General features: G+C 63.7%; 25 protein-coding genes. 8 read left to right on the top strand and 17 right to left on the bottom strand.

What is annotated here, in order from left to right:
- Window positions 1-75: 75 nt before the first annotated feature.
- The gene (locus ABQM86_RS16980) at window positions 76-639 is read right to left on the bottom strand and encodes an ArsR/SmtB family transcription factor (RefSeq protein WP_369745042.1); all 564 of its coding nucleotides are present in this window, start codon (window positions 637-639) and stop codon (window positions 76-78) included.
- A 157-nt stretch (window positions 640-796) separates the two neighbouring features.
- Here ABQM86_RS16980 and ABQM86_RS16985 point away from each other — a divergent pair, with 157 nt between their 5' ends.
- Complete coding sequence (locus ABQM86_RS16985) at window positions 797-1,273, top strand: hypothetical protein (RefSeq protein WP_207594526.1); 477 nt, start codon at window positions 797-799, stop codon at window positions 1,271-1,273.
- Window positions 1,274-1,290: 17 nt separating this feature from the next.
- Here ABQM86_RS16985 and ABQM86_RS16990 read toward each other — a convergent pair whose 3' ends face one another.
- On the bottom strand, window positions 1,291-2,517 hold the full coding sequence (locus ABQM86_RS16990; RefSeq protein WP_207594528.1) for an acetoin utilization protein AcuC: 1,227 nt from the start codon (window positions 2,515-2,517) through the stop codon (window positions 1,291-1,293).
- A gap of 102 nt (window positions 2,518-2,619) precedes the next feature.
- Between ABQM86_RS16990 and ABQM86_RS16995 the strand changes: the two genes are divergently transcribed.
- A complete protein-coding gene (locus ABQM86_RS16995) occupies window positions 2,620-4,053 on the top strand; it encodes a TrkH family potassium uptake protein (RefSeq protein ID WP_089596106.1) in 1,434 nt (477 codons plus the stop codon).
- A gap of 40 nt (window positions 4,054-4,093) precedes the next feature.
- The gene (locus ABQM86_RS17000) at window positions 4,094-4,732 is read left to right on the top strand and encodes a TrkA family potassium uptake protein (RefSeq protein ID WP_011775951.1); all 639 of its coding nucleotides are present in this window, start codon (window positions 4,094-4,096) and stop codon (window positions 4,730-4,732) included.
- A gap of 3 nt (window positions 4,733-4,735) precedes the next feature.
- Here ABQM86_RS17000 and proC read toward each other — a convergent pair whose 3' ends face one another.
- The 7 genes from proC to ABQM86_RS17035 form a co-directional block, all read right to left on the bottom strand.
- A complete protein-coding gene (gene proC, locus ABQM86_RS17005) occupies window positions 4,736-5,566 on the bottom strand; it encodes a pyrroline-5-carboxylate reductase (RefSeq protein WP_089596108.1) in 831 nt (276 codons plus the stop codon).
- A gap of 322 nt (window positions 5,567-5,888) precedes the next feature.
- Window positions 5,889-6,722 (bottom strand): sugar phosphate isomerase/epimerase, encoded by an 834-nt coding sequence (locus ABQM86_RS17010; RefSeq protein ID WP_207594530.1) that lies wholly within the window; start codon window positions 6,720-6,722, stop codon window positions 5,889-5,891.
- A gap of 1 nt (window position 6,723) precedes the next feature.
- Window positions 6,724-7,845, bottom strand: a complete 1,122-nt coding sequence (locus ABQM86_RS17015; RefSeq protein ID WP_369745045.1) for a Ppx/GppA phosphatase family protein — start codon at window positions 7,843-7,845, stop codon at window positions 6,724-6,726.
- An 88-nt stretch (window positions 7,846-7,933) separates the two neighbouring features.
- Window positions 7,934-8,368, bottom strand: coding sequence for an SseB family protein (locus ABQM86_RS17020; protein ID WP_026541355.1), 435 nt, complete (start codon window positions 8,366-8,368; stop codon window positions 7,934-7,936).
- Window positions 8,369-8,434: 66 nt separating this feature from the next.
- Window positions 8,435-11,158, bottom strand: a complete 2,724-nt coding sequence (topA, locus tag ABQM86_RS17025) for a type I DNA topoisomerase (protein WP_337339156.1) — start codon at window positions 11,156-11,158, stop codon at window positions 8,435-8,437.
- Window positions 11,159-11,283: 125 nt separating this feature from the next.
- The gene (locus tag ABQM86_RS17030) at window positions 11,284-11,967 is read right to left on the bottom strand and encodes an ArsR/SmtB family transcription factor (protein ID WP_369746684.1); all 684 of its coding nucleotides are present in this window, start codon (window positions 11,965-11,967) and stop codon (window positions 11,284-11,286) included.
- Window positions 11,968-11,990: 23 nt separating this feature from the next.
- Window positions 11,991-13,640, bottom strand: a complete 1,650-nt coding sequence (locus ABQM86_RS17035) for a methyltransferase (RefSeq protein ID WP_369745047.1) — start codon at window positions 13,638-13,640, stop codon at window positions 11,991-11,993.
- Between the two features lie 92 nt (window positions 13,641-13,732).
- Here ABQM86_RS17035 and ABQM86_RS17040 point away from each other — a divergent pair, with 92 nt between their 5' ends.
- Both ABQM86_RS17040 and ABQM86_RS17045 read left to right on the top strand, forming a co-directional pair.
- The gene (locus tag ABQM86_RS17040) at window positions 13,733-14,176 is read left to right on the top strand and encodes a hypothetical protein (RefSeq protein WP_207594543.1); all 444 of its coding nucleotides are present in this window, start codon (window positions 13,733-13,735) and stop codon (window positions 14,174-14,176) included.
- 64 nt (window positions 14,177-14,240) lie between these two features.
- Window positions 14,241-14,771 carry a hypothetical protein gene (locus tag ABQM86_RS17045; RefSeq protein WP_207594545.1) on the top strand — a complete coding sequence of 177 codons (531 nt, stop codon included), beginning with the start codon at window positions 14,241-14,243 and terminating at the stop codon, window positions 14,769-14,771.
- A 7-nt stretch (window positions 14,772-14,778) separates the two neighbouring features.
- Here ABQM86_RS17045 and ABQM86_RS17050 read toward each other — a convergent pair whose 3' ends face one another.
- Window positions 14,779-15,675, bottom strand: coding sequence for a rhodanese-related sulfurtransferase (locus tag ABQM86_RS17050; protein ID WP_089596116.1), 897 nt, complete (start codon window positions 15,673-15,675; stop codon window positions 14,779-14,781).
- Between the two features lie 159 nt (window positions 15,676-15,834).
- On the opposite strand from ABQM86_RS17050, the gene ABQM86_RS17055 reads away from it, so the two are divergent.
- Together ABQM86_RS17055 and ABQM86_RS17060 are read left to right on the top strand one after the other, a co-directional pair.
- Window positions 15,835-16,530: a GNAT family N-acetyltransferase gene (locus ABQM86_RS17055; protein ID WP_207594547.1), complete on the top strand. Its 696-nt coding sequence runs from the start codon at window positions 15,835-15,837 to the stop codon at window positions 16,528-16,530.
- A gap of 91 nt (window positions 16,531-16,621) precedes the next feature.
- The gene (locus tag ABQM86_RS17060; protein WP_369745050.1) at window positions 16,622-18,964 is read left to right on the top strand and encodes a DEAD/DEAH box helicase; all 2,343 of its coding nucleotides are present in this window, start codon (window positions 16,622-16,624) and stop codon (window positions 18,962-18,964) included.
- A 34-nt stretch (window positions 18,965-18,998) separates the two neighbouring features.
- Here ABQM86_RS17060 and ABQM86_RS17065 read toward each other — a convergent pair whose 3' ends face one another.
- The 7 genes from ABQM86_RS17065 to ssd all read right to left on the bottom strand — a co-directional run bounded on the left by ABQM86_RS17065 (window position 18,999) and on the right by ssd (window position 24,372).
- On the bottom strand, window positions 18,999-19,364 hold the full coding sequence (locus ABQM86_RS17065) for an Rv3654c family TadE-like protein (RefSeq protein WP_369745052.1): 366 nt from the start codon (window positions 19,362-19,364) through the stop codon (window positions 18,999-19,001).
- Window positions 19,361-19,729, bottom strand: a complete 369-nt coding sequence (locus ABQM86_RS17070; RefSeq protein WP_369745054.1) for a TadE family type IV pilus minor pilin — start codon at window positions 19,727-19,729, stop codon at window positions 19,361-19,363. The genes ABQM86_RS17065 and ABQM86_RS17070 overlap by 4 nt, the downstream gene beginning before the upstream one ends.
- 113 nt (window positions 19,730-19,842) lie before the next feature.
- Window positions 19,843-20,232: a DUF4244 domain-containing protein gene (locus ABQM86_RS17075; protein WP_369745056.1), complete on the bottom strand. Its 390-nt coding sequence runs from the start codon at window positions 20,230-20,232 to the stop codon at window positions 19,843-19,845.
- A 300-nt stretch (window positions 20,233-20,532) separates the two neighbouring features.
- A complete protein-coding gene (locus ABQM86_RS17080) occupies window positions 20,533-21,198 on the bottom strand; it encodes a type II secretion system F family protein (RefSeq protein WP_280623486.1) in 666 nt (221 codons plus the stop codon).
- Window positions 21,198-21,806 (bottom strand): type II secretion system F family protein, encoded by a 609-nt coding sequence (locus ABQM86_RS17085; protein ID WP_369746685.1) that lies wholly within the window; start codon window positions 21,804-21,806, stop codon window positions 21,198-21,200. The genes ABQM86_RS17080 and ABQM86_RS17085 overlap by 1 nt, the downstream gene beginning before the upstream one ends.
- A gap of 188 nt (window positions 21,807-21,994) precedes the next feature.
- Window positions 21,995-23,254 (bottom strand): TadA family conjugal transfer-associated ATPase, encoded by a 1,260-nt coding sequence (locus ABQM86_RS17090; protein WP_369745057.1) that lies wholly within the window; start codon window positions 23,252-23,254, stop codon window positions 21,995-21,997.
- A complete protein-coding gene (ssd, locus tag ABQM86_RS17095; protein ID WP_369745058.1) occupies window positions 23,251-24,372 on the bottom strand; it encodes a septum site-determining protein Ssd in 1,122 nt (373 codons plus the stop codon). Before ssd ends, ABQM86_RS17090 begins: the two co-directional genes overlap by 4 nt.
- A gap of 143 nt (window positions 24,373-24,515) precedes the next feature.
- Here ssd and ABQM86_RS17100 point away from each other — a divergent pair, with 143 nt between their 5' ends.
- Window positions 24,516-26,207 carry a bifunctional 3'-5' exonuclease/DNA polymerase gene (locus ABQM86_RS17100; protein WP_369745059.1) on the top strand — a complete coding sequence of 564 codons (1,692 nt, stop codon included), beginning with the start codon at window positions 24,516-24,518 and terminating at the stop codon, window positions 26,205-26,207.
- Window positions 26,208-26,226: the final 19 nt, after the last annotated feature.

The following is a 26,226-nucleotide window of genomic DNA, read 5'->3' on the forward strand; positions in this document are numbered from 1 at the left end:
TCGTTGAAAACACAAGGAAACGCAAGGTAAACAAAAACTCACAATGTGACGAGGATCACGTTAAGTAGGGCTGCGCTACCGCTTACGCCCGAACTTGGGAAGGTTGGGCAGGTTCGGAAGGTTGGCCAGGAGGTCAGCAGCCTTAGTGGCAGCGCGGCCTACGGTGCGGCCGATTTGCTGGGGAACGGTGTCGTCGGAGGCGGGGTCAAGGGAGACGGGCGTTCCACTCGCGTGGACCTTGACGGCCTGGCCAATGGCGTCGGCGCGGTTGGGGACTGACGCGACGGCGGCTTCGGCGGGAGCCACAGCGGCGGGCACGTCCGTGGCGGCAGCCGCTGAAGTCGCCTCAGCAGGCACGACGACGGCGGGAGCCGGGGTTCCGACGTCGAACGTTACAAGCCAGCTCGCGACGCCGGCAAGCGGCTTGGGATTCAGGGCATAGAAGCGCTTCTGGCCTTGCGCGCGCATGCTGACCAGATCAGCCTCGCGGAGCACCTTCAGATGCTTGGAGATCGTGGGCTGGCTTGCAGCCAGTTCTTCCACCAGTTCGCCTACTGCTTTATCCCCAGAGCGGAGGGAGACCAGGATGTCGCGTCTGGTTGCCTCAGCTATGACGGCAAATACGTCGTCAGTCACCATGCCTCCCACCCTAGCGACATATACGCCAATTGGCATCCCTGTTTCCTGCCGCGACGGGTACCAAGTCGTTGACCCATTGGTGGGCCGATGCTACAACGGAGACACGGTCCGTCCGGGCTCCCAGGCCCCGGCCGCCACAAGCACGGGGTGCATGGCCATGACTGAATTCTTCCGGCGTCGCATCTTTGACATCATTGCCGGCGTGTTCCTCGCCTTGTTTGTCCTCGTATGGACCACTGTCCTGGTGCGGGTGGGGACATGGGTGCCCACCGGAACGGCCGAATCTCCGGAGTTGAACGGCGCCTTGGTGACCGCCGCGGGAGTCCTGGCAACGTCGCTGAGTTCACTCACGGCGTCGGCCCTTGGCTTCACCATTTCCGAGGTCAAACGTGACAATGCCGACGCCGGAGCTCCCAGCCCGTTGGTCAGCCCGGCCGACGTGGCCACGAGGCTTTCCGGGCGGGTGATCTTCGCGATCATGGTTTACATGACCATGGGCATGCTGGTCCTGGTGCTGTGGCTCTTCAAGGGGCAGGCCTCCACGGACCTCATTGGCGCGTTCGCGCTCTCGCTGCTCGGGTGGCTGGTAGGGGCCGCCGGGGTGGTTTTCCAGACGGAGAGGACCGGGCTGTAGCTTTCTGGAGCCAAACGTCAGTCGAACCAGGGGTCCAGGCCGTACAGGGGGAAGATTTCCTTGCGTGTGGCAATGATGGTCCGGTCCACCTCGTCCGCGGGGTCGTAGCCCACCTCCCAGGATCGCCACCACACGTCCACGTCGTCGCCCATGGACTCCGGAGCCCACACGCCGTAGGTTTCGCGCACATAGGTCCGCCAAGCTTCGGGCACCGGAGTGCTGAGCGGCACTGGGCGTTGCGTCACCATCCCGATCAGGTGGCTCCATGCGCGCGGCACAACACCGGTGACGTCGTAGCCGCCACCGCCCGTAGCGATCCAACGGTTGTCGCAATAGCGGGCGGCAAGGCTTGCGACGGCGGACGCCGCCTCACGCTGTCCGTCGATGCTGAGGGTCAGGTGGGTCAGGGGATCGTCCCGATGGGAATCGCAGCCGTGTTGGCTCACGATCACCTCGGGCTGGAAGGCACCCACGAGCTGCGGGACCACGGCATGGAAGGCCCGCAACCAGGCCGCGTCCCCCGTGAAAGTGGGCAGCGCTACATTGACCGCGGTCCCAGGGGCGTCCGGGCCACCGGTTTCGTTGGCAAAGCCGGTGCCGGGGAAGAGCGAAAGGCCTGTTTCATGGAGGCTGATGGTCATGACGCGGGGATCGTTCCAGAAGATACTCTGGGTCCCATCGCCGTGGTGCGCATCGACGTCGATGCAGACGATCCTTTGCACCCCGCCGTCGAGCAGCCTTTGGATGGCCAGCGCGACGTCGTTGTAGACGCAAAAACCGCTGGCCCGCTCGCGTGCAGCATGGTGCATCCCGCCGCTGAAGTTCACGGCGCGGACGGCCCGACCCGACAGGATGGTGTCAGCGGCCAGCAGCGACCCACCGGCAAGGCGGGCACTGGCCTCATGCATCCCGGCGAACGCGGGATCGTCCTCCGTGCCCAGTCCACGGCCCTCCTCCGGAGTGGACGGATCCTCGCTGACGCGTCGAACGGCCTCAACGTAGCCGGCACTGTGGACCGTTAAGAGTTCGACGTCGGATGCCACAGCGGGTGCCTCGACGGCCACATGCTGGTGTCCGAACAGGCCCAGGGACTCGGCCAGCCGCGCTGTCAGTTCCAGCCGCTGCGGTGCCATGGGGTGGCCGGGGCCAAAATTGTAGGCAGTCATGGCTGGGTCCCACACCACCGTCGTTGGCAGTGCGGAGCGCGTAATGCTGGAAGCCGTTGTCCCAAGCCTGGAGTTCATCCAGAACAGGCTACCTGAGCCTGACGGGCCCTACTGCCCGGTTACGCCGCGGGAATAGTGGTTTACTACTCAGGAAAGCTTGTTCAACCGAGAAAGAGCGCCATGTCTCAAAGCCAGTCGCGGTCCACGAGCCCGGCCAACTGGCAAACCAACCAGCAGGAGCGGGAAGGTCTCTGGATCTTTACCCGCGTGCGCGACTTCATCGACAACATTGCCAACACGTCACCGGCCCGCTTGGCGTTGACCGTCTTCGCTGTAGTGATCCTGGTCTTCACCGGCCTGCTGTCCTTGCCCGCTGCTTCTGCGGCAGGCACTGTCACGCCCCTGCACCAGTCCATGTTCACGGCGGTCTCCGCCGTCTGCGTCACCGGGTTGACAGTGGTTTCCACGGCCACGCACTGGACCTTCTTCGGCCAGTTGGTGATCCTGATCGGTATTTTCGTAGGTGGTCTGGGCACCTTGACCCTGGCCTCGCTGTTGGCTCTCATGGTCAGCAAGCGGCTGGGCGTGCGCGGCAAGCTGATCGCCCAGGAAGCCATGAACAACGCAGGCCGGCTCGGTGAAGTGGGTACCCTGCTCCGGATCGTCATCGTGACCTCAGTGGTGATCGAGGCCGCCTTGGCCATCGTCCTGATTCCCCGCTTCATGGTGCTCGGTGAGAGCTTCTGGCAATCCGTGTGGCACGGCGTCTTTTATTCGATTTCCGCGTTCAACAACGCCGGATTCACGCCGCACTCCGATGGCATCGTCCCGTACGAGACCGATTTGTGGATCCTCATCCCGCTGATGTTGGGAGTGTTCCTGGGCAGCCTGGGCTTCCCTGTGGTGATGGTGCTCCAGCAGAACGGGCTCAATTGGAAAAAGTGGAACCTCCACACCAAGCTCACCATCCAGGTCTCGTTCATCCTGCTGGCCGCGGGCACGGTCCTGTGGGGCCTGATGGAGTGGGACAACGTGCGGACCATCGGCACCATGGACCTTGGCGACAAGATCACCCATTCGCTGTTCGCGTCCGTGATGACGCGGTCGGGCGGCTTCAACCTGGTGGACCAGAACCACATGGAATCCACCACCATGCTCCTCACCGACGCCCTGATGTTCGCTGGCGGCGGCTCGGCGTCCACGGCCGGCGGCATCAAGGTGACCACCATCGCCGTCATGTTCCTGGCCATCATGGCCGAAGCCCGCGGCGACGCCGACGTGAAAGTCTATGGCCGCACCATCCCCCAAGGCACCATGCGCGTGGCCATCTCGGTGATCGTTGCCGGCGCCACCCTGGTATCAGTGGCCGCGTTCCTGCTGCTCTCCATCAGCGGAGCGTCGTTGGACCGGGTACTCTTCGAATCCATTTCCGCCTTCGCCACCGTGGGACTGAGCACCAACCTCAGCGCCGAGCTGCCGCCGTCGGGCGTTTATGTCCTCACCGCTTTGATGTTTGCCGGCCGCGTCGGCACCGTAACCCTTGCCGCCGGTCTGGCCCTGCGCCAGCGCAGCCAGCTTTACCACTATCCGGAAGAGAGGCCAATCATTGGCTAGTACCACGGGGGCTGCCAACCGCCCCGCACACAACGCACCAGTGCTGGTCATTGGCCTCGGCCGGTTCGGATCCGCCACCGCTGAGCAGCTGGTCAAGCAGGGCCGTGAAGTCCTGGCCATCGAGCGAGATCGCACCCTGGTCCAAAAGTGGGCGCCCGTGCTCACGCACGTGGTGGAGGCCGACGCCACCAACATCGACGCCCTGCGCCAGCTCGGCGCCCAGGAATTCAGCTCAGCCGTAGTAGGCGTAGGCACGTCCATCGAGTCCTCGGTGCTCATCACCGTGAACCTGGTGGACCTCGGCATCCAGCATCTGTGGGTCAAAGCCATCACGCCCTCGCACGGCAAGATCCTCACCCGCATCGGCGCCAACCACGTGATCTACCCCGAGGCCGACGCCGGGGTCCGTGCAGCGCACCTGGTGTCCGGACGCATGCTGGACTTCATCGAGTTCGACGACGACTACGCGATCGTCAAGATGTACCCGCCCAAGGAAACCGTGGGCTTCACCCTGGAGGAATCCAAGGTCCGTTCCAAGTACGGAGTGACCATTGTCGGCGTGAAAACCCCGGGCGAGGACTTCACCTACGCCCGGCCGGAAACCAAAGTGTCCGGCCACGATATGTTGATCGTGTCCGGACACGTGGACCTGCTGGAGCGCTTCGCAGCCCGCCCGTAGTATTCAGCCCAGCTGCTTGGTGATTTCTGCTGCGCGGGCGGCAGCGGCGCGGGCGCCGTCGGCGATGATCCTGGGCATGCCGCCGTCGTCGAAGGCCATGATGGCCCGCTCGGTGGTTCCCTTCGGGCTGGTGACGGCGACGCGAAGTGCGGTGGGATCCGCTCCCGGTTCGGCCAGCATGAACCCGGCGCCTGCCACGGTTTCGCGGGCCAGCATGACGGACAGCTCCTGGTCCAGTCCGAGCTCGACGCCGGCCGCAGCCATGGCCTCGGCCAGATAGAACGCGTAGGCCGGGCCGGAACCGCTGATGGCGGACAGCGCGTCCACCTGTTCTTCGGGAATCTCCACCACAGTGCCGGCACCGGCCAGCGCCGTCTTGGCTTTTTCGAGCTGCTCAGGCGTGCAATGGGTTCCCGGCGAGACAGAGATGACACCGCGGCCCAGCCTTGAAGGCGTGTTGGGCATGGTCCGGATCACCGGCTGGCCGTCAGGCAGCGCTGCTTCGAGCTGGGCGATGGAAACCGCTGCGGCGACGCTGACAACAATCGTGTCCTTCGCCAGGGCCGGGCTGATCTCGCGAGCCAGGTCCAGGATGCCCACCGGCTTGACGCCCAGGATGACCATGCCGGAGCCCTTGGTGGCCAGCTTGTTGTTGTCCGGCTCCTCTTCGCCCGCGATGGCCATGACGCCATGGCGCTGGGCGAGTTCATCGGCCCGCTCAGCCCGGCGGACGGTGGCGACAATGTCTGACGGGTCCGTCCCTGCGGCGAGCAGGCCTCCCAGGATTGCTTCGTTCATGGATCCACAGCCAAGGAATGCGATTCGGTTGCTCATGGCTCCATCATGGCAGTTGGCCTTGGACGGGGTCTAACGGATTCCAGATTCCCAGCTTGCTCACAAGGTTATTGCAGGCAGCACTCATGGTTGGTCCGTAACTTAGTAGTTACCTCATTGAGGGTGCGAGTGATGAGGCGGGCATGGGGATGTCCGCCACAAGCACCGGTGGCCGGGCGGGTTTTCCCCCATTTCCCGATTCGGCCGCCGGTGCTTTCGCTTTTAACCGCTGATACGGCTGCGGTCGTCCCGCAGCCATCCGCCTGACACACCCTTGGAGGGCGCGTCAGGCGGACAGACTAAGGATCAGCGCTCGACGCCGTTAGTTGTCTACGCTGCGCAGCAGCGGAACGCTCAGGTGCTGCCGCGCGAAGCGCAGGGTTTCCGCCAGCATTTCCTCACGCTCCCCCGCTACCTTCGCCTTGCGGGTGGAAATCTCTGCCACCACCACGCCGTCGAAACCCGTGGATGCCAAATGCTGGAGGGCGTCCGCGCACTGCTGCGTACCGGTCCCGGGCACCAGGTGCTCATCCTTGCCCGAACCCGAGCCGTCAGTAAGGTGCACGTGCCGGAGCTTGCTGCCCAGTGCCTTGATAGCTTCCAAACTGTTGGCCCCGGCAGTGGCCGCGTGCGAGAAGTCCCACGTGACGTCGTCGTAATCCTGGCCGAGTGGATCCCAGTGCGGCAGGTACGCCACCGCTTCCCGTCCGCGGACACGCCACGGGTACATGTTCTCCACGGCGATATGCACCTGGTACATGGCCGCGATCTCCCGGACGCCTTCCACGAAATTCTCTGCGTAGTTGGACTGCCAGCGGAACGGCGGGTGGACTACTACGGTGTCGCAACCAACGTCCGCGGCCATCTGGCACGACTTCTCGATCTTGTTCCACGCAGTGCCCCACACCTGTTGCGTCAGCAGCAAGGTGGGCGCGTGAATGGAGACGATCTCCTGGTGGTAACGGTGGCTCAACTGGATAAGGGCGTCCGGGTTCTGGCTCACCGCGTTGTTGGTGACCATCACCTCCACGCCCTCGTACCCCAGGTCCTGCGCCACGGCAAAAGCGTCGTGGACGCTCAAGGGGTAGACGGACGCGCTGGACAGCGCTACGGGGATCTGGCGGTCATTCACTTCAGGTTCGACGTCGTTGCTCATCTCAGGAGGCCAGCCCGCCTGCCACGGGGGCTGGGATTGGTGCAGGGGACGGGGTGTTTACGGGGACAGGAAATTCCTTGATTCCGGGGTGGGGCTCGTTCTTTTCCACCGTTTTGGCACCGTCCTTGGCTGCTTTCTTTTTGGACTTGTCCTTCTTCCGCTTGCCCACATGTGGAGCCGGGTCGAGGGCCTCTTCGAACACCAACTGGTCCAGTCGCCGCAGGATCAGGCCCTCCCGCAGCGCCCATGGACAAATTTCCATGGTGGGGAACTCAAAGAGCTCCAGCGCAGCCTCGGCCACCAGTGCGCCTGCCAACAGTTGACGGGCACGGGCATCCGAGACACCCGGGAGGTACAGCCTGTCCTCCACCGTCATGGCGGAAATGCGCTGGGCCCAAAGGCCGAGGTCCGCTGCGTGGAGTTCGCGCTTCACGTATGGTCCAGCTGCACTGGGAGCGGCACCGGCGATGCGGGCCAGCGAGCGGAAGGTCTTGGAGGTGCCCGCGACCAGGTTCGCGCGTCCCAGCTCGTGGAAATTGCGGACCACAGGCTTCAGGGTGGAACGGATGTAGCGACGCAGTTCCTTGACGCTCTTGGCTGTTGGCGGATCATCGTGGAGCCAGTCCCGCGTCAGGCGGCTGGCACCCAGGGGAACGGAGGTGGCGAACTCAGGGAGTTCGTCCGTTCCGTAGGCCATCTCAAACGAGCCGCCCCCGATGTCCAGGTCCAGGATGGGCCCTGCGCCCCAACCATACCAACGGCGTACAGCGAAGAAGGTCATGGAGGCTTCTTCACTGCCCGTGAGTTCCTGGAGGGTCACCGTGGTTTCGTGTTTCACCCTGGCCAGGACCTCCGGGCCGTTGGTGGCCTCACGGATGGCGGACGTACAGAACGCCAGGAGGTCCTCCGCTTTGTGGCTGGCCGCGAACTCCCAGGCTTCCAGCACAAACTCGATGAGCTCATGCTGGCCGGCGTCATTGATGTTGCCGTCACCGTCAAGGTATTGCACCAAGGACAGAGGACGTTTATGGGATGCGAAAGCCACCGGACGCGCGCCCGGATGAGCATCCACAAGCAGCAGATGGACGGTGTTGGAACCGATGTCTAGAACGCCAAGACGCATTCTGCCATTATTCACCGATTCGAAGCCCGTGAAGCAACTTGGCGACGACGTTTCGTCGACGGAAGAGTGGCCGGATGGTTGGTCCGCCCTATTCCGTGGGCTCCCCTGCTTCGTCAGCGCGCTTGAAGTCGCGGCGGATGTTGGCGATGCCTTCGGGATCAATTTCGAAGCCGAACTCGCTGCCCGGGTTGATGACCATGCCCAGTTCATCACCGATGTTGCCGAGGATCGCCGAGCCCATGGTGCCCAGGACGTGCGGGGCTGCTTCGAGGAAGCGCTCATCGACGCGGCTCGGGTGGCTGAAGACTGCCAGGACGGGCTGGCCGTCGGCGTTGGAGAGCACCAGCGGCTCCACCGACGAGTCCGGGCCGTCCACGGCTTCGGAGCTGACCAGGTAAACCTCGTTGTTGAGGAAAGCGAGGATGACATCCACCGGGTTGGCGTCCGGCTGCTCGGCCGAGGCGAGCTTCGCCTCGAGGTCGTTCAAGGGTTCGTTGTCCGGTGAAACAGTCTGTTCAGTCATGGTTCTACTCGACCACGATGCCGGCCGGGACGCAATTCGCGCATGCTGTCCCGGCCTTCGCTGAAGCTACTTCTTGGCTGCGGTCTTCCTGGCGGGCGCTTTGCGGGTGGTGGTCCGCTTGACCGGGCCCTTGGCCCTTTTTTCAGCCAAAAGTTCGACGGCGCGTTCCCGGGTCAGTTCCTCCAGCGAGGTGGTGCGCGGGACCGTGATGTTGGTGATGCCGTCTGTGATGTACGGGCCGAACCGGCCTTCCTTCACCACGATGTTCTTTTCCGAAACAGGGTCCGGGCCGAACTCGGCAAGCGGCGGTACAGCCGCACGGGCTCCCCGCTGCTTGGGCTGTGAATAGATCTCCAGTGCCTGTTCCAAAGTAATCGTGAAGATTTCCTCTTCCGAACCGATGGAGCGGGAATCCGTGCCCTTCTTCAGGTACGGACCAAAGCGGCCGTTCTGCACCGTGATGGGATTGCCGTCAGCATCCTCACCGAGTACCCGCGGAAGGCTCATGAGCTGCAGCGCCTCGTCAAGGGTAACCGTGTCCACGGTCATGGACTTGAACAGCGATCCTGTACGCGGCTTGGCCTTGACTGGCTTCTTGGGCGGCTTCGGCTTGCCGTTCTTGTAGTACTCAACCGGCTGGTTTGCCAGCTGTTCCTCGGTCATTTCCGGGATGATCTCGGTGACGTATGCCCCGTAACGGCCGTTCTTGGCCACCACAGTGTGCCCGGTGTGGGGATCAGTGCCCAGGACGCGTTCCTCCGGGGCGGCAGTCTCCATCAACTCAATGGCTTTGGCTGCCGTGAGTTCATCCGGGGCAAGTTCCTCGGGGACGTTGGCCCGGGAGGACTCAACTACCTCGCCGGTCTTCTGGTCGATGGTGGGGATCGAGCTTTCCAGGTAGGGCCCGAACTTGCCTACGCGGAGTGTGATGCCGTCAGCGATGGGCACGGAGTTGATCTCGCGGGCGTCGATTTCGCCGAGGTTGTTGACGATGCTCAGCAGGCCCGGATCGGCGTCTTCACCGTAGTAGAAGTGCTTGAGCCAGGCAGCGCCTGCGGCCTGGCCATTGGCGATCTTGTCCAGGTCGCCTTCCATGTCCGCGGTGAACTCGTAGTCCACGTAGTCCGTGAAGTGCTGTTCCAGCAAACGGATCACCGAGAAAGCGATCCAGCTCGGAACCAGGGCGGAACCCTGTTTCCGGACATAACCGCGGTCCTGGATGGTGGAAATCGTGGAGGCATAAGTGGACGGACGGCCGATGCCCCGCTTTTCCAGTTCAGCAGTCAGCGATGCTTCTGTGTACCGCGGCGGTGGCGACGTTTCGTGTCCCACAGCCTGGATTTCCGATGCTTTAAGGGAGTCGCCCTTGGCAACATTGGGCAAGCGACGGGCTTCGTCCGACTCGTCGTCGCCCCGGCTCTCGTCCTTGCCTTCTTCATAGGCGGCCAGGAAGCCGGGGAAGGTGATGACGGTACCGGAAGCCGAGAATTCGGCGTCGCGTCCGTCTGCCGCCACCGCACCGAGGCGGATGGTGGCGGTGGAGCCCTTGGCGTCGGCCATCTGCGAGGCGACGGTGCGTTTCCAGATGAGCTCGTACAACCGGAACTCATCGCCGCTCAGCTGCTTGGCAACCTGTGCCGGGGTGCGGAAAGAGTCTCCTGCGGGACGGATGGCCTCGTGCGCTTCCTGGGCGTTGGCTGCCTTGTTGGCGTACACGCGGGGGCTCTGGGGCACGTACTCAGGGCCGTAGAGCTCGGCGGCCTGGCGGCGGGATGCCGTGAGGGCTTCATCGCTCAACGCCGACGAGTCGGTACGCATATACGTGATGTAGCCGTTTTCATACAGGCGTTGGGCTACCTGCATGGTGCTCTTGGAGGAGAAGCGCAGCTTGCGGCCGGCTTCCTGCTGGAGCGTCGACGTGGTGAACGGTGCGGCCGGACGGCGGGTGTACGGCTTGGTATCTACGGAGCGTACGCGGAATTCGGCGTTTTCCAGGCCCGCGGCCAAGGACGTGGCCAGTTCCTCGTTGAGGTGCACCACTGTGGAGGAGGTGAGCTGGCCGTTGTCATTGAAGTCACGGCCACTGGCAACCTTGGAACCGTCCACAGCAGCAAGCTTGGCCTTGAAGGAACCGGAGTCAGCACCGAACTGGCCGGTGAGGTCCCAGTAGGAGGCTGCCCGGAAGGCCATGCGTTCACGTTCGCGGTCCACCACCATGCGGGTCACCACGGACTGCACACGGCCGGCCGAAAGCCCGCGGGCAACCTTGCGCCACAGGACAGGAGAGATCTCGTAGCCATACAGGCGGTCGAGGATGCGGCGGGTTTCCTGGGCATCCACCAAAGCGGTGTCCACATCGCGCAGGTTGTCCATGGCGCGGTGGATGGCTTCCTTGGTGATTTCGCCAAAGGTCATGCGATAGACGGGAACTTTGGGCTTCAGGACCTCCAGGAGGTGCCACGCGATGGCCTCGCCTTCGCGGTCCCCATCGGTTGCGAGGTAGAGAGCATCAGCGTCTTTCAGCTGGGCCTTGAGCTCGGCAACCTTTTTCTTCTTGTCCGGGGAGACAACGTAGTACGGCTTGAAGTCGTTTTCGATGTCGACGGCGAACTTGCCCAGCGAGGTCTTCTTCAGTTCTGCAGGGAGATCAGACGGCTGCGGGAGGTCCCGGATGTGGCCGATGGAAGCCTCGACGATGAAGCCTTCGCCAAGGTACTTGGCGATGGTCTTACTCTTGGCGGGAGACTCCACGATCACGAGTTTCTTGCCGGTTTTTGCCTTGCTGGGCACGGTGCTCCTACAGAAAAAATGTGTAATTGGGCTGGTGCCCATATTGGCCTAGTTCACCATAGTTTGCAGAATCCTGCGTTTTGGTACGGAAACCAGGGCGGTCATTCGGTGACCAGGCCGGAGGGTTATTGCCCGGGCGCCACGCGGTCATCCGGGATCATTGACCACAAGGTTGCCACACGTTCGGCACCTTCCGGAATCTGCGTGGGATCCTCGAGTTCGTACTCCCTCACGACCTCGCGGATTCTGTCCGCCAGTTCCTTCCGTTGCGGGTTGGTGAGATAAAGCAGGTTGCTGGAGAGGACCACCGATACCGGCTCGTCTCCCCCTTCACCACGCTGGCGGCGCTCCCCCCGGGCTTTGGCGAAGGCAGAAGCGCGTCGACGGAACGCATCGAGCTCCAGGTCAACCACGGCAATCTCTGGGCTGGCGACACTGCCTCCCGAGATGGTGAAGTCTGTTCCGGCAGCCTTCCAACGCCGCTCGCGTGCATCACCGGCATTTTCGGCCGGTGCCACGATTCCCCATTTCTGGAGGGCGCGGAGATGGTAGCTCATGGCGCTGGGGGTCAGGCCGGTCCGGGCAGCGAGTTCGGTTGCTGTGTGGCTCACCTGGGTGGCGTAAAGCTCAGAGATGACCTCGATGCGGGCAGCGTGCGCCAAGGCGCGGATAGCCTTGGGATCGGTGATCTCAACCGTCTTCTCGGCCCGCTTCCGCCGCGGAACGTCGCCTGACGTTTGGGATGTCTCGTTGTTCGCAATCACTTGATCAGTGTAGTCAGGGTCACTTGCGGGACCATCGGAGTTCATCGCCGGCGGCGTCGCGTCGTTGCTCATTCGCTGGTCTGCGTCGGGTCCGGAAGCAGGAAACCTTCAAGGACGAGGTTGGTGACATCCCTGTACAGGCCCTCCGTGAAAGCATCCTCGTCAAAGTCCTCGTCGCCTCCCAACAACGAGACCAGGGCCGCCACGATCTGGCGGACCGACAACTCTCCGTCGCAGGCAGAGGCGAACCCTGCAAGCTCCGTGCTGAGCAGGTTGGTCCTGCGGAGGCCTGCACCCTGCCTCAGGAGAATGACACCAGGATGGGCAGCTCCGGGTCGCTGGTGGCGTTCTTCGGTTACGTCCTCCGCGACTACCAGATGCGCGTCGGCCACCGGGGTGGCGGCTACCCAATCGGCCCGTTCCACGGCCGCGCCCAGATGCGGCCCGATGGGTTGTTCGATGGGATAGGTGATCTCTTCGAAGCGGCTGATGGTGGACCGGTGTCCTGGCACAGGGCGGCGCAGCCAGATCATGCCGAAGCCCACCCCTTCCACGTTCCTGGAGGCGAAGTCGTCCAGGTATGCGGCGTACGACTCCTTGTACTGCTCACGGTCACGGTTCTGGGAGGCATCCTGCAGCCAGGTCTCGGCGTACTGTTCCGGATCCACTTGCTCGCGCTGGATGAACCACACGTCAAGACCCGAGTCCTTGAGCCATGCATTGGGACGGTCCTTCCAGTCCGACCCCTCGGTAACCTCCCAGTTGCCCAGCATTTGTGCGGTGCCGCCGGGTTCCAGGACGCTGGCGAGTGATTGCACCAACGAAGCCACGATCCCGTCACCCGGAAGTCCGCCGTCGCGGTAGGTGAACTGGTCCGACGACAATTCCCCGCCCGTCCTGGGTGTGATCACGAAGGGAGGGTTGGACACCACCAAGCCGAACTGTTCACCCTCCACAGGGTCCAGGAGCGATCCCAGGCGAAGGCTTACGCGGCTCTCCAAGTTCTGGGGATCCAGGTCAAGCTCCGCCGCGTTCAGCAGCAGATTGAACCGGGTAAATGCCAGTGCCCTTGGGGAGATGTCCGTAGCTGTAACGTGCTCGCAATGGTGCAGCAGGTGGAAAGTCTGGATCCCGCAGCCAGTCCCCAGGTCCAGGGCGCGTTTGGTGTGTTGCCTGAAAGTGGTTTGGACCAGCGTTGTGGAGGCGCGGCCAATGCCCAGGACATGGTCATGACGCAGGACTCCCGCCTGTTGGTGGGCTGCGAGGTCACTGGCGACCCAGAGTTCGGCGCCACCGCTGCCGTCTGCATTCGCATCCCAACCGTACGGTCGCAGGTCTACCGTGACCCGGACGACCTCGCCATCCACGGCGGCCAAGCCGAGCTCCACGAGTCCTTGGGTACGGATTCCGGGCAGGGCGGAGTCAACGTCGGCCACGGACTGTGGGACGGCCAGAAGCCAGAGACGGACAATCACAGCCAGCGACCGGACCGCGGGATCGTGCGAGTCTTTCAACCGCTCGGTGGCCAGGAGCGCAGGAACCACTTGGTCCCTGCCAAGGGCTGCTGACGCCGACTCCCCCAGCAGGGCAGCCACGCCATCCACGGTGTAGGAGAGGGCGCGAAGGTCCCGGGCAAGCACCTGGAGCAGTGCGGGTTGGTCGCTTCGGGGAGCATCGTCAGTGTTGCCGGCGGTAAACAAGAATGCAGTGTCAGTCACCCTGCAAGTGTAGGGGCGGCCTCCCGGGCCGGGTGGTCCCCTACCGGGCTATGTGGACAAAGGACGCCGCTGGAACCCGGTAGCGTGGAATCATGCTCAACTTCTCCTCCACAAGGCGCCGCGCGGGCCTTGGTGCCCTGGCCGCTGGCGTCCTGCTGGGGGTCGCCGCCTGCCAGGCGCCGGTCAACATCGCAGATGCAGACGTTCCCGCTTGGAAGGAAAAGGTCCTCCCGGCAGCAAGCGGCGCGGTCTTGGAGGACTCCGGCAAGATCCTCAACCGGGACCCCTTGGTCAAGGAATCGCCCAGCGTGTCCGCCGGGACCTATACGCTCACCATGGCGTGCGACGGCGGCGGCAAGGCCTACTTCGCCGTCTCCTTGAGCGGAAACAAAATCGCCGATGCGGCTGCAGCATGCAACGGCAGCCTCGATGTGGTGAAAATCAAAGTGCCTGCTGCCGGCCCCCTCAACATCTCGACCAGCAGCGTCGATGCCCCACTGATCTACGCTTATCACCTGGCTCCGACGGCAGGCTAGAAGCCCCCGGATTCTTCCTCCAACAAGCCTTCAGACAGCGGCCGCCCGGGCGTAAAGTCAGTGCATGGGCAGCAAGGCAGCTTGCTCGGTGATGTCTCAGCGGCTGGCGAGGGCCGCCGTCGTGCTTCTCGTTGTCCTGAGCGGGGGCGTAGCCGGTTGCGAATACACCTATGAGGACGGCGGCAGGCCGGAGGCCACCGCCACCTCCACTGCAGGAAACGTCGCCCTTCCACCCGATCCGGCGCTGGAAGACACCGTCAGCGGCGATGCCCTGGAAGAATGGGCAAAGGCTGCGCTGCCTGAGTCGCAAGGTCAGTCGTTCTACTCCAGCAGCGGCTATCTGAACCCCGGTGAGTCCAAGTCCGAGCAAACAGTGCAGCTGCCCGGAGGAACATACGCCGTGACGCTGGCATGCCGTGGCACCCGCCGGGTCACGTTCGCCGTGACGCTGAACGATGTGGCTCTGGTGGACCTGACGTTGGGGTGCGCCAACGCGCGGGTCAGCGTTGTCCAACTGGACAAGGACGCCATCCTGTCCATCACCGTCGGGTCCAGGTCCGATGCCAATTTCGCCTACCGTGTGAGCAGGCTTTGAGACCGTGCTAAGCGGCTTCGCAGCCTCCGGGGCAGCGCAGCGTTTCCGGGCTTGAGGCGCATTCGGCACAGTACAGGGTCAGAGTGCGGCAACTGAGGTTGGAGCAATTCTCGAACTTGTTGGTGGGGGCAGCGCAGCGGACGCATTCGCCGATGGTTTTGGCGTCCTCGCTGAACTCGACATGCATGCGCTTGTCGAAGACATAAAGGGAACCTTCCCAGAGCCCTTTGTCCTTGAACGTTTCTCCGTAGCGGACAATCCCGCCATCCAACTGGTAGACCTCTTTGAAGCCCCTGTTGACCATCAGGCTGGATAGGACTTCGCAGCGGATTCCACCGGTGCAATAGGTGACGACCGGTTTGTCCTTTAGGTCGTCGTACTTGCCCGAATCCAGTTCCTTGATGAAGTCGTGCGTGGTGTCCACGTCCGGAACGATCGCATCCTTGAACTTGCCGATCTGTGCCTCGAACGCGTTGCGGCCGTCAAAGAACACCACGTCCTCGCCACTGGACTTCCTTGCCTCCACCAGCGCGTGGAGTTCCTCCGGCTGGAGGTGCTTGCCGCCGCCCACCACGCCGTTGTCATCAACTTTGAGTTCCCCGGGAGCACCGAACGACACGATTTCATCGCGGACCTTGACGCTGAGGCGCGGGAAATCTGCGGCACTTCCCTCCGACCATTTGAAGTCGATCCCATGGAAGCCCTTATATTCACGCGTGGTCTTCACGTACTGCTTCATGTTGTTCAGCTCGCCGCCCACCGTGGCATTGATGCCGTCCTTCGATATGAGGATCCGACCGGTGAGGCCCAGTTTTTCGCAGAGGGCACGCTGCCACAGACGCACGGCGTCGGGGTCGGCGATCGGGGTAAAGCCATAGAAGAGGACGATTCGGTTCAAAGCCACTATTCAAGGGTACTTGGTGCAGTAAAATCGCCGACCGGCCACGCTTCAGGCCCGTCCGGCACCGCGCCGGCCGATAGGAGAAGTCACAATTCCATAAGCAAGCATTCCGGGGCTGATCCGGCTCTGTTGCTTCATGATGCGCTGGCATACTCTCTCTACATGAGTCCAGACGCCTTGGTTGAAGACATTGCGCACCTTTTGGAAGTCTGGGTAGCCGGCTGGTCCGGCTGCCGCGGCTATGAGTCACGCCAAGAAGGCCGCTTCCCTGCTGCGCTTCGCGCCGACAAGACCGGTGACTGGGAGTATTTTGCCCACGATCCCTCGGACGAAGAGTTCACCGCCCTTGCGGCCAAGACCGCAGAAGCCCCCACCCGGATCCTGACGGTCCTCACCAACGACGTCCAACGGTACAAGTACCTGGCTGAACAGCACGGGCTGACCGTGACGTCCGCATCGCAAACCATGATGATCGTGGACATGGAAACCCAGGATTCCGAGGATCCGTGGCTGCCCGACGACGACCTTGAACTCGCTACCTCCGAATCCAACGGAGTCCACTACGCCGTGGTCCATTCCGGCGAGCAGGTGGCCGCCAGCGGACGGGTCTTCGTAGTGGACGGTACTGCAGTCTTCGACAAAATCGTCACCGAACCGGACTTCCAGCGCCGTGGGCTGGGAAGCTTTATCATGAAGGCCCTCGCCGCCCAGGCGTTCTCGCATGATGTGGAGAACGGGCTTTTGCTGGCATCCCTAGACGGCCAGAAGCTCTACTCCCATCTTGGCTGGGACGTGGTGTGCCACGTTCTCATGATGTCCGCCAGCGGCACCGAAGGATCGGACCTTTCAGGAGCGTAGCTTCTGCTTCCGACGGCTGGTTGAGCCAAGTTCGACGGCGACGCCCTCGGGTGCCGCCGTCGGCGTGCCCGCACAGTGACAGAATGATTCGGTGGCTGCACCTCATTCATTGATCTCCCTGCTGGGCCGGACGCCGGACCCTGAGCAGTTGCGCCATGTCCATACCATTCCCGCCAGGAAGGCCGTCAACGAGCCATGGCCGGGCTGGGTCCACCCCGACGTCGTGGGGGCATACGAGGCCTTGGGGATCCGCGAACCGTACCGGCACCAGGTCCAGGCCGCCGACCTCGCCCACTCCGGACAGCACGTGGTCATCGCCACTGGAACGGCATCCGGAAAGTCGCTCGCCTACCAACTGCCGGCTTTGGACGCGATACACCGTTCCGAGTTGCGAGTCCTGGCCGACCCCGGGAAGATCCACGACGACGGTGCCGTCACCCTGTACTTGTCCCCCACCAAGGCACTGGCGGCCGACCAGCTCGCGGCGATCCGCTCGCTGAAGCTGCCCACTGTAAGGCCAGAGACCTACGACGGTGACACCGACGTTGCGTCGCGCCGTTGGATCCGTGATCACGCGAACTTCATCCTGGCCAACCCGGACATGCTGCACTTCGGAATCCTGCCCAACCACACCTGGTGGGCAAAGTTCTTCCGTCGGCTGCGCTACGTGATTGTGGACGAGGCCCACAGCTACCGCGGTGTCTTCGGCTCCCATGTGGCCAACCTGATGCGGCGCCTCCGGCGGATCTGCGCCTACTACGGTGCAGGAAACACGTTCCCCGAGCCGGTGTTCATTGCCGCGTCTGCCACTGCCTCCGACCCCGGCGTTTCTTTTGGCCGGCTCATCGGCGCCCCTGTCAGGGAGGTTTCCGAGGACTGCTCGCCCCACGGTTCCACCACAGTTGCCTTTTGGGAGCCGGCGCTCACGGACGTCAAGGGTGAGAACGGGGCCAAACAGCGGCGGACCGCCGTAGCCGAAACAGCAGACATTCTGGCAAACCTCGTGTCCTCGCGCGTGCGCACCATCGCATTCATCAAGTCGCGCCGCGGAGCCGAGTCCATTGCCTCCATCACCAAAAGACTCCTCGACGAGGTGGACCCCAGCCTGCCGGGGCGGGTCGCTGCCTATAGATCCGGGTACCTGCCCGAAGAGCGCCGGGCCTTGGAGCAAGCCCTGAGGTCCGGTCAGTTGCTGGGCGTTTCCAGTACCTCGGCCTTGGAACTGGGCATCGATATTTCGGGGCTGGATGCGGTGCTGGTGGCTGGATGGCCGGGCACCCGGGCTTCGCTTTTCCAACAGATTGGCAGGGCCGGGCGGGCAGGACAGGATGCCATCGCCGCTTTCGTGGCCAGCGACGACCCCTTGGACACATACCTGGTGAACCATCCCGAGGCCATCTTTGACGTCTGTGTGGAAGCCACCGTCTTTGATCCCGGCAATCCGTACGTGCTTGGTCCCCATTTGTGTGCCGCGGCCGCTGAGTTGCCGATCGGGCCGGGCGAGCTCGATCTGTTTGGCCCCACCTCCGAGGGGCTGCTGGACCGTCTTGTGGTCCAGGGATACCTCCGCAAACGGCCTGCTGGTTGGTTCTGGACCCATCCGGAGAGTGCTGCCGGAATGGTGAATCTCCGGGCGGACGGAGGCGGTCCGGTGAGTATCGTTGATGCCGAAACAGGATCGCTCCTGGGGACCATGGATTCGCCGCAAACCCACTATCAGGCCCACACGGGTGCGATCTACGTCCACCAAGGTGAGAGCTACCTGGTGGAGGACCTCAACGAGGCCGACCATTGCGTGATGGTGCGCCGGGTCAACCCCGACTTCTACACCACGGCGCGCGACGTGACCCAGATTGAGGTCCTCGAAACGTCGCGCTCTGTCCAGTGGGGCGACATCACCGTGCATTTTGGCGACGTCAAAGTGACTACACAAGTTGTCTCCTTCCAACGCAAGGCCTTGATTTCCAACGAGATCCTCGGTGAAGAACCCTTGGAATTGGGCGCCCGTGACCTGTTTACCAAGGCCGTCTGGTTTGTAGTGGATAACCGCTCTCTTCATGGGGCAGGTCTGGTGGAAGCAGAGTTCCCGGGGGCACTTCATGCGGCAGAACACGCTGCCATTGGGCTCCTTCCCTTGGTTGCCTCCAGTGACCGATGGGACATTGGCGGCGTCTCCACTGCCCTCCATGCCGACACCGGTGTGCCCACGATTTTCGTCTACGACGGACATCCAGGTGGCGCCGGGTTCGCTGAGCGGGGCTTTGAAAAGGCCAAGATCTGGTTGACTGCAACCAAAGAAGCCATCCAGGCCTGTGAGTGTGACAGCGGCTGCCCGTCCTGCGTCCAGTCCCCCAAATGCGGCAACAAGAACAACCCGCTGGACAAGGCAGCCGCCATCACGCTGCTGGGTGTGTTGCTGAAGGACGCCATCTAGGCCCACCATAGGTTGACCCTGCGACCACGGACGCCTACGGAGGTGGCCCTGCCCGCGCCCGTCCCCTAGCGACTCCCCAGTCGAAAGGATGAGCCAACTCGGTAGCCACGTCAGCTACGTTCCCTCCGGTTACGGTGCAGGATGTGACTGTTGCATCGTGCCGCGCCGCTACTTCGGAGGCCACCGCGCACGGTTCACCTGAAGTGAGGCCCCTGGCAGCATCGGCGGCGGCGAGCGCAGACAGGTCCGCAGCGGACGCAGCCCTGGACGCCATCACCCCTGCCTGGGCCAAGACCAGGACGCCCACGAGCAAGGCCATCACCACTGCACCCAGTGTCAGCGCGAGAACTGTTCCCGCCCCGCGCTCAGGAGGGACAACAGGTAGTGAAAGCGGGTTCATGGGATGCCTGCCCCTGAACCAGCTGGTTCGGCACCAGCCCCCGAACCCGTTGACTCTGCGCGGGCGGAGGCCGACGCTGTCAACGTCCAGGGGATCAGCGATCCCACGGCTCCGCCTACCCGGGCCGAGGCTGTCACCGTGAGCCACCCGGAGTCCTCGGTGACAGAGGAACTGACGGCGTCACCGGCAAGCCGCCTCACAATTCCTTCCACGGCACCACCTGTCTCGCCCCGCGCGGAGGCCCGGGCTCCTGCCGTAGCAGCTTCCTCCAGCCGCAGTTGTGTGATCCCCGCAGCACCGCCTGCCAGCAGGAAGGCCAAGAGCAAGACCACGGCCGGCAAGGCAACGGCGAACTCCGCAGTCACGGCGCCCGACTCCTCCCCTCCCTCCTTCCGGCTGGATGATGGTCCGGCCTTCTGGCCGGACCTTGGTCCGGCACAGGCGGCAGATGACCTCCCGCCGGCAGGCAGTACGTGCGTCATGGCAAGGACAGGGCCGTGCGAATCAAGTTGAGCAGGAAGCCGCGGACTTCTTCGCTCCGGAGGAGGACCACCAATAGCCCTGCGAGCCCCACTGCGGCGAGGGTAGCGATGGCATACTCGGCCGTGGCCATACCGCTCTCCGAGCCAGGAAGCATTTCCCGTGTCCGGAAACGTTCATGGCTCCTCCACAGGCTCCTCCGATGATGCCGCCCTGGTCGCCTCCGCAGTGTGCCCTGATCCCGGATTTCCCCTGGGTCCCGCAGGGCCAGCGCACCGTGTGACGTGGTGAGCTGAAGGTCCGCACCAGTGGCCCGGAAGCCCGCGTCTCCGAAGCCGGAATCCGTGAATTCTTCGAGTTCAAACTGCTCGATTCCAAAGGTCCTCATTCCTTGCTTCCCGCTAACGGCGGCTCGATCCATCGAGGCTCGATCCTGGCCAGCAGCACGGCGGCCCTGGCGGCGGCCGGATTCGGCCCTGAAGAGTGTTCTCACTGTGGGTTCCTTTCAAGAAAAGCCAGCGGGTCCGCCGACTGATTCGACTCTTCCGTGGCTCGGTGCTGCCCGTAAGAAGGGGAATCCTCCAAGTGGATAACCCCTCACGATCAGCAGGATGTGGAGGGAAAGTGGGCGCTATTCGCAGCCCACTCTGTGCCGATCATCATGTCTGTGCCGACCTTCGTGGACAGGTCATCCGACGGGAAGCATGGCGATCAAGACAGGCACGATCCCCAGGCAGATGAAGGCCGGCAGTGAGCAAAGGCCCAGAGGTACTACCAGTTTCACGCCCAAGGCAGCGGCTCGCTTCTCCGCAGCCCGGAACTGTTCGCGCCGTTCCCTGGCCGCTTGTGCGTAGAGGATCGATGCCGAGGGGGCGCCGGTTAGGGCTGCGAAAGCCAGTGCATCCTTGAGACGGACCACCTCGGGCGCGTGCTGGGTGTGGGTCCGCCACGCCGTCTCCCAATCCGCGCCGATGGCCAGCGCGGCCACAACTGGCCTGAGCGACCGCTTGATGGGTGGTGATGCACACGCGGAGATGAGTTCCAGTGCCCTCCCGATTCCAGCTCCGGCGTCGAGCATTGACGCCACCAGTTCCAGCATCATCGCGGTGTCTCGGAGACCGTCGGACGGACCTTTCGGATCAGGAGGATCCGTTGGGGCTGGCCCTTCCCCGGCAGCATTCCGCGTTCGGAGGTCCAGAGTACCGGCCGGACCACGGCGGGAGGAGCGCGTCAGTGACGTGGCGTCGGCATTCCGGATCAACACGCGCGTCCTGGCTCGCGTCGGCCCGGTGAACCACACGAAAGCCGCCAAACCCAGGACGACGATGATCACCAGCACCAGCGCCCCGGGCATCACACACTCCCGGCTGCGGAGGCCACCAGCCGTGAGGACCACACGCGGCCGGCCACCGTTAGGAGGAGACCGGTTGCGAATGTGGCAACTCCCATGACGTTGTCCAGCAGGATTCCCAACGGCTCCACGCCCAACGCCATCCCCAGCACCAGCCCGAACACCGGAAGCCAGGACAACAGCTTGACTGTGGCTTTTGGTCCGGCGAGCGCGGTTTGCCGTGCGGCCTCTGCGTCTTCTTCGGCTTCCAACTGGGCGGCAAAACGGGTAAGGAGGTCAGCAAGCGGGCAACCGCTGGTTTCTGCCACCTCCAAGCACGCCGCCAGTTCCATCCAGACACGTCGTTCAGAGCTTCCACGCCGGGGATATATCCGGGCGGCAGTATCCCGGATGGCTTCAGCCGCAGAATTTCCCAAGCTGGATGCTGCCCTGGCTGCGGCCACAACCAGCAGCGACTCCTGGCTGAGTGCGGCAGTCGCCGGTTCTGTCTCTGTGTCCGGGCCGCCATCTTTGATCAACCGTGAGCCATGGACCATCCAGAGTTCCTCCCACAGCCGGGACGTTCCCCGCCCACCACGCAGCAAGGCCGCCAACTGTTGTACCAGCACCACAAGCGGCAAGGGCTCAGTTCGCTTTCGCCGCCAGCGGTGACGAAAGCTCACACCCGAACGGGCACGGAGGGCGGCACCAGTCCCTCCTCCAGGCTCTCCCAAACTTTTCCGTACACGTCGGCCATCAACACAACGGCCCCGGAAGTGCTGCCAGGCCGCGAGTCCTGCAACCAGGACGAACGCGCCGATCATAGTGCGTCCACTGACCGTGTCTCAGCTGATGTACCCGGCGCCCCACCAAAGCCGGACCAGTCGAAACCGGCGGGCAACGCCGGACCGAGCCGTCGGGCAAGGGCAGGCCACGCGGGCCCACACGTCATTCCTGTCGGATGCCAGCGGAGGGCGGAGACCACCTTCTGGCCTTCGGAAGTGTCAGTCAGCACCCCTATGGAAGCCACCTTCCGTCCAGTGGAGGTCCGGTCCACGTGAATGACGACGTCCAAGGCACTGGAAACCTGCAGCCGAACGGCCTCAGCGTTCAACCCCGCCAGCGCACCGAGGGCCACCAGCCGCGCAGGCACGGCCTCTGCCGCGTTGGCGTGGATGGTCCCGCCGCCGCCTGTATGCCCGGTGTTGAGGGCCGTCAGCAGTTCACGGACTTCAGCCCCGCGGCATTCTCCGACGATCAGCCGGTCCGGCCGCATGCGCAGTGCCTGGCGGACCAGTTCGCCCAGATCCAGCGCACCACCGCCCTCGAGGTTTCCGTGCCGGGATTCAAGCGTCACTACGTGGGGATGGACGGGGTTGAGTTCGGCGGCATCCTCGATCAGGACCAACCGCTCTGTCGGGTGGCTCAAGCCGAGCAGGGCGGACAGCAGGGTGGTCTTTCCCGAGCCAGTAGCGCCGCTGATCAGGAAACTCAGTCTTTGGCTCATGATTGCCCTCAGAACCCATTCACCTTGCTCGGAAAACATGCCGCCTTCCCTCAACTCCGGCAGGGTGAACACTTTCTCACGGCGTATGCGGATGGACAGAAGGGTTCCGGTAGTGGATATCGGCGAGAGGACCGCGTGCACCCGATAGCCGCCGTTCAGGCGCACGTCTACACAGGGCGACCCATCATCCAACCGACGGCCACCGGCCGAAACCAGGCGGGAGGCCAGGGACCTGATCTGTTGCTCGGTGTCGAAGTGCACCGATGACCTTTCCAGCCCCTGTCCACGGTCCAGCCAGACGGAGTTGGGGCCGTTGACAAAAATGTCTGTCACCGCCGGATCCTGGGCCAACTGTTGGAGTGGGCCCAGCCCGTTCAGCTCGGCGTTGATGGACTCGGCGGCTTCCAAGGCGCCGGCAGTGCCGAGCAGCCTGCCACTTGCCTGAACCGCCGCTGCCACTGTGGACGGCGTGACTGGTCCGTTGCCGGCCAGCACAGACTCCCGCACGGTTTCAAGGAGCAGGGAATCAAGTTTCCGGCCCTGCCTGCGTCGCGTTCCCTCGAACGGGTTCACTGGATACCACCGTCGAATCCCAGGACAGACAAGGCGAAACGGTTGACCGGCCTGCGTCGACCGAATTCAAGGATGCGTCCCACTTCGGTACCGGCTGCCACGCCCCTCACCTCGGGGAGGACGCCCAACAGTGGCAGTCCCAGTGACTCGGCCATGAGGCCGGCATCCACGGAGGAAGCACTGCTGCCACGGACCACCAACCCTGCGTCGATGGGCGGGAGCTCGTTCAAGATGCGCCCTGCCGCTACTGCGGATTTGAGGTGGGCCTTGGCGAGCAGGACCATTCTGTCGCAGTCCCACGCAAGGTTCCGCACTCCTTCTCCGCTCCGCCCTATGTCCACAAGGATGAGTTCAAAGCTGCGGCGTGCGGCGTCCATCACCGCGGCTACTGCACGCGTGTCCGGGCTGTGGATCGCGTCCCGTGTCCCGGGCCACGACAAGTAAGCGAAACCTCCCGCGAAGGGCAAGGAATCCCGGAACTGCGCGGGATCTATGCTGCCGCGGGTTTCGGAGAAGTCGGGCCACCGGAGTCCGGGGATGTCCTCGGCTGTAACAGCCAGTTCAAGGCCGCCGCCCCAAGGATCGCCGTCGATGAGCATAGTGCTTACTCCGTGATCGGCGGCCGCTTGGGCCAGCCAGATGGCCGTAGTGGTTGCCCCCGCGCCACCACTGCCGCCGATGATACCCATGACCATGCCCCCGGGGTCGGGTGACCCGGACATGCTGAGGTGTTCAGCCAGCCAAGCCGCAGCCTCGGGAAGAACGGCAACCCGTTCGGCCCCCAGGGCAGCGGCCAGCTCCCAAAGTCCGTCCCCGTCGGAAGCCCTGCCAAGCAACACTGTGGGCGAGCGACGCCGAGGGGGCAACTCCCGGACATCGCTGCCCACCAATACAACATCGGCACTGTCCCAACCCTGAACACCTTCGGTCACATCGGTGGCTGTCGCGAGGCTTCCACCAGCGGCTGCAACAATCCGTTTGGCTTCTTCCTGCAGGTAGGGGTCTGCGGAGACGAGCAATATGCCGGCAGTCTCGTGGGGGACCCAGGTTCCGTCCATATCCGGATCAAGTTGCTGGTTGTTGTTGGGTTGCCTATGCCGGCGATCTCGCTTGCTCATGGATCCACCATGGTGGACCTGGCGGAACACCATAAGGGGCTGAAGCCCGTATGTGCACAACGTGCAATGGAACCACCTGGCCTGACACCGACTGTGGAGGAACAGTGCCACGGCATCACCGCACACAGGGCAGAATGGAGACCATGTATTTGCTGCTTGCCGCCCACCCGGAAGGCGCAGCCATACAAAGGATCTCTCCCACCGGAAAAGCCACGGCTGACGCACGCGTCGTCACCCGCGGTGAGCTTCCCGGCGTCGTGCGTGAATTCGAAGCCCAGCGGCCGCGCTGGGTGTGGCATCGCGCCACGGACTGGTATCCGGAACTGCTGGCGCACGGCGTGGAGCTGGAGCGATGCCACGACCTGGCGCTGAGCGGGGCAATCCTGGCACACTCGGAGTTCACGGCACACACGGACTACGCGCGGCACGCGGTCAAGCTCACCCAGGATGATGACACCGGGCCGCCACGCGCCCTCCAGCCCCCGCCGCCTCCAGCGGACCAAGGCGCCCTGTTCGAGGACCTGTCGCCGTCCAACCCCAAAGCAGGGCTGGCCGAACTCAGGGAGGAGTTCTCAGCCCAACAGCATGCTGTCGCCCAGGTCACCACGGACGAGCAGCGAAAGCAACGCCTCCAACTTCTGCTCGCCGCCGAATCAGCCTGCGCCATCATCGCTGTTGAGATGCAACACGCCGGTGTCCCGTGGCGCGAAGAGCTGCATCAACAGATCCTCGCCGATGTTCTGGGGCCCAGGCCGCCCATGGGACACCGGCCTCCGGCCCTTGAAGCACTCTGCGCAGAACTCCGGCACATTCTCAACTCCCCCACCTTGAATCCGGACTCGCCGCAGGACCTCATGCGCACCCTGCACCGGAACGGGATCGAGGTGAAGAGCACGCGCCAATGGGAACTCCAGGAATCGAAGCACCCGGCCATCCAGCCCTTGCTTGCCTACAAGAAACTCTCCCGCCTCCACACGGCCAACGGCTGGGCATGGCTGGATGCGTGGGTGCGGGATGGACGGTTCCACCCCGAATACGTCGTGGGCGGCGTGGTGTCCGGCCGCTGGGCCTCGCGGGGCGGCGGAGCCTTGCAGATCCCGCGCAATATCCGCGGCGCGGTCCATGCCAATCCCGGCCACAAGCTCATCGTCGCGGATGCTTCGCAACTGGAACCCCGCGTCTTGGTTGCATTGGCCCAGGACACGAAAATGGCCGAGGCCGCCCGCGACAAGGATCTCTACGCCGGCATCGCCGCGCAGGGTTTCGGCGGTGACCGGGCGAAGGCCAAGATCGCACTGCTGGGTGCTATCTACGGTGCCACCACCGGTGAATCGGGCAGGCTTATGCCCCAGCTGACGCGCACCTATCCGCGTGCCGTCGGGTTCGTGGAGCAGGCGGCCCGCGAGGGCGAAGGCGGCAGAACGGTGACAACACGGCTCGGCCGAAGCAGTCCACCGCCGTCGGCAGGCTGGCTGCGAAGCCAGCAATCCACCACTGCGGAAGAACAGCGCCGCGCGGATAACCTGGCCCGCTCCCGTGGCCGGTTCACCCGCAACTTCGTAGTCCAGGGCTCGGCTGCTGAATGGGCGGCATGCTGGCTCGCTGAATTACGACGGCGGCTGCGGGCCATGCGTGCCGAAGGCTCACCTTCCGGGGAGCTGGTCTTCTTCCTGCACGACGAAGTGATGGTTCACGCCCCGGACGACGCGGTGGAAGCCTGTATCCAAGCCATCGAAGAGGCAGCCGCCGCGGCCAAGGAGCTCATGTTCGGACGTATTCCGGTCGAATTCCCGGTGAGTGTCGCCGTCGTCGAATCCTACGACAAGGCGAAGTAGCCGCACAGTACCCACAACC

The organism is Paenarthrobacter sp. AMU7, assembly GCF_041200195.1.
GTDB lineage: Bacteria > Actinomycetota > Actinomycetes > Actinomycetales > Micrococcaceae > Arthrobacter.

Excerpts from the sequence above, each read along its gene's own strand:
- ABQM86_RS16980 (WP_369745042.1), bottom strand. The coding sequence starts at position 639 with ATGGTGACTGACGACGTATTTGCCGTCATAGCTGAGGCAACCAGACGC.
- ABQM86_RS16985 (WP_207594526.1), top strand. The coding sequence starts at position 797 with ATGACTGAATTCTTCCGGCGTCGCATCTTTGACATCATTGCCGGCGTG.
- ABQM86_RS16990 (WP_207594528.1), bottom strand. The coding sequence starts at position 2,517 with ATGAACTCCAGGCTTGGGACAACGGCTTCCAGCATTACGCGCTCCGCA.
- ABQM86_RS16995 (WP_089596106.1), top strand. The coding sequence starts at position 2,620 with ATGTCTCAAAGCCAGTCGCGGTCCACGAGCCCGGCCAACTGGCAAACC.
- proC (WP_089596108.1), bottom strand. The coding sequence starts at position 5,566 with ATGAGCAACCGAATCGCATTCCTTGGCTGTGGATCCATGAACGAAGCA.
- ABQM86_RS17010 (WP_207594530.1), bottom strand. The coding sequence starts at position 6,722 with ATGAGCAACGACGTCGAACCTGAAGTGAATGACCGCCAGATCCCCGTA.
- ABQM86_RS17015 (WP_369745045.1), bottom strand. The coding sequence starts at position 7,845 with ATGCGTCTTGGCGTTCTAGACATCGGTTCCAACACCGTCCATCTGCTG.
- ABQM86_RS17020 (WP_026541355.1), bottom strand. The coding sequence starts at position 8,368 with ATGACTGAACAGACTGTTTCACCGGACAACGAACCCTTGAACGACCTC.
- ABQM86_RS17030 (WP_369746684.1), bottom strand. The coding sequence starts at position 11,967 with ATGAACTCCGATGGTCCCGCAAGTGACCCTGACTACACTGATCAAGTG.
- ABQM86_RS17040 (WP_207594543.1), top strand. The coding sequence starts at position 13,733 with ATGCTCAACTTCTCCTCCACAAGGCGCCGCGCGGGCCTTGGTGCCCTG.
- ABQM86_RS17045 (WP_207594545.1), top strand. The coding sequence starts at position 14,241 with ATGGGCAGCAAGGCAGCTTGCTCGGTGATGTCTCAGCGGCTGGCGAGG.
- ABQM86_RS17055 (WP_207594547.1), top strand. The coding sequence starts at position 15,835 with ATGAGTCCAGACGCCTTGGTTGAAGACATTGCGCACCTTTTGGAAGTC.
- ABQM86_RS17065 (WP_369745052.1), bottom strand. The coding sequence starts at position 19,364 with ATGAACCCGCTTTCACTACCTGTTGTCCCTCCTGAGCGCGGGGCGGGA.
- ABQM86_RS17075 (WP_369745056.1), bottom strand. The coding sequence starts at position 20,232 with ATGAGGACCTTTGGAATCGAGCAGTTTGAACTCGAAGAATTCACGGAT.
- ABQM86_RS17080 (WP_280623486.1), bottom strand. The coding sequence starts at position 21,198 with ATGCCCGGGGCGCTGGTGCTGGTGATCATCGTCGTCCTGGGTTTGGCG.
- ssd (WP_369745058.1), bottom strand. The coding sequence starts at position 24,372 with ATGAGCAAGCGAGATCGCCGGCATAGGCAACCCAACAACAACCAGCAA.
- ABQM86_RS17100 (WP_369745059.1), top strand. The coding sequence starts at position 24,516 with ATGTATTTGCTGCTTGCCGCCCACCCGGAAGGCGCAGCCATACAAAGG.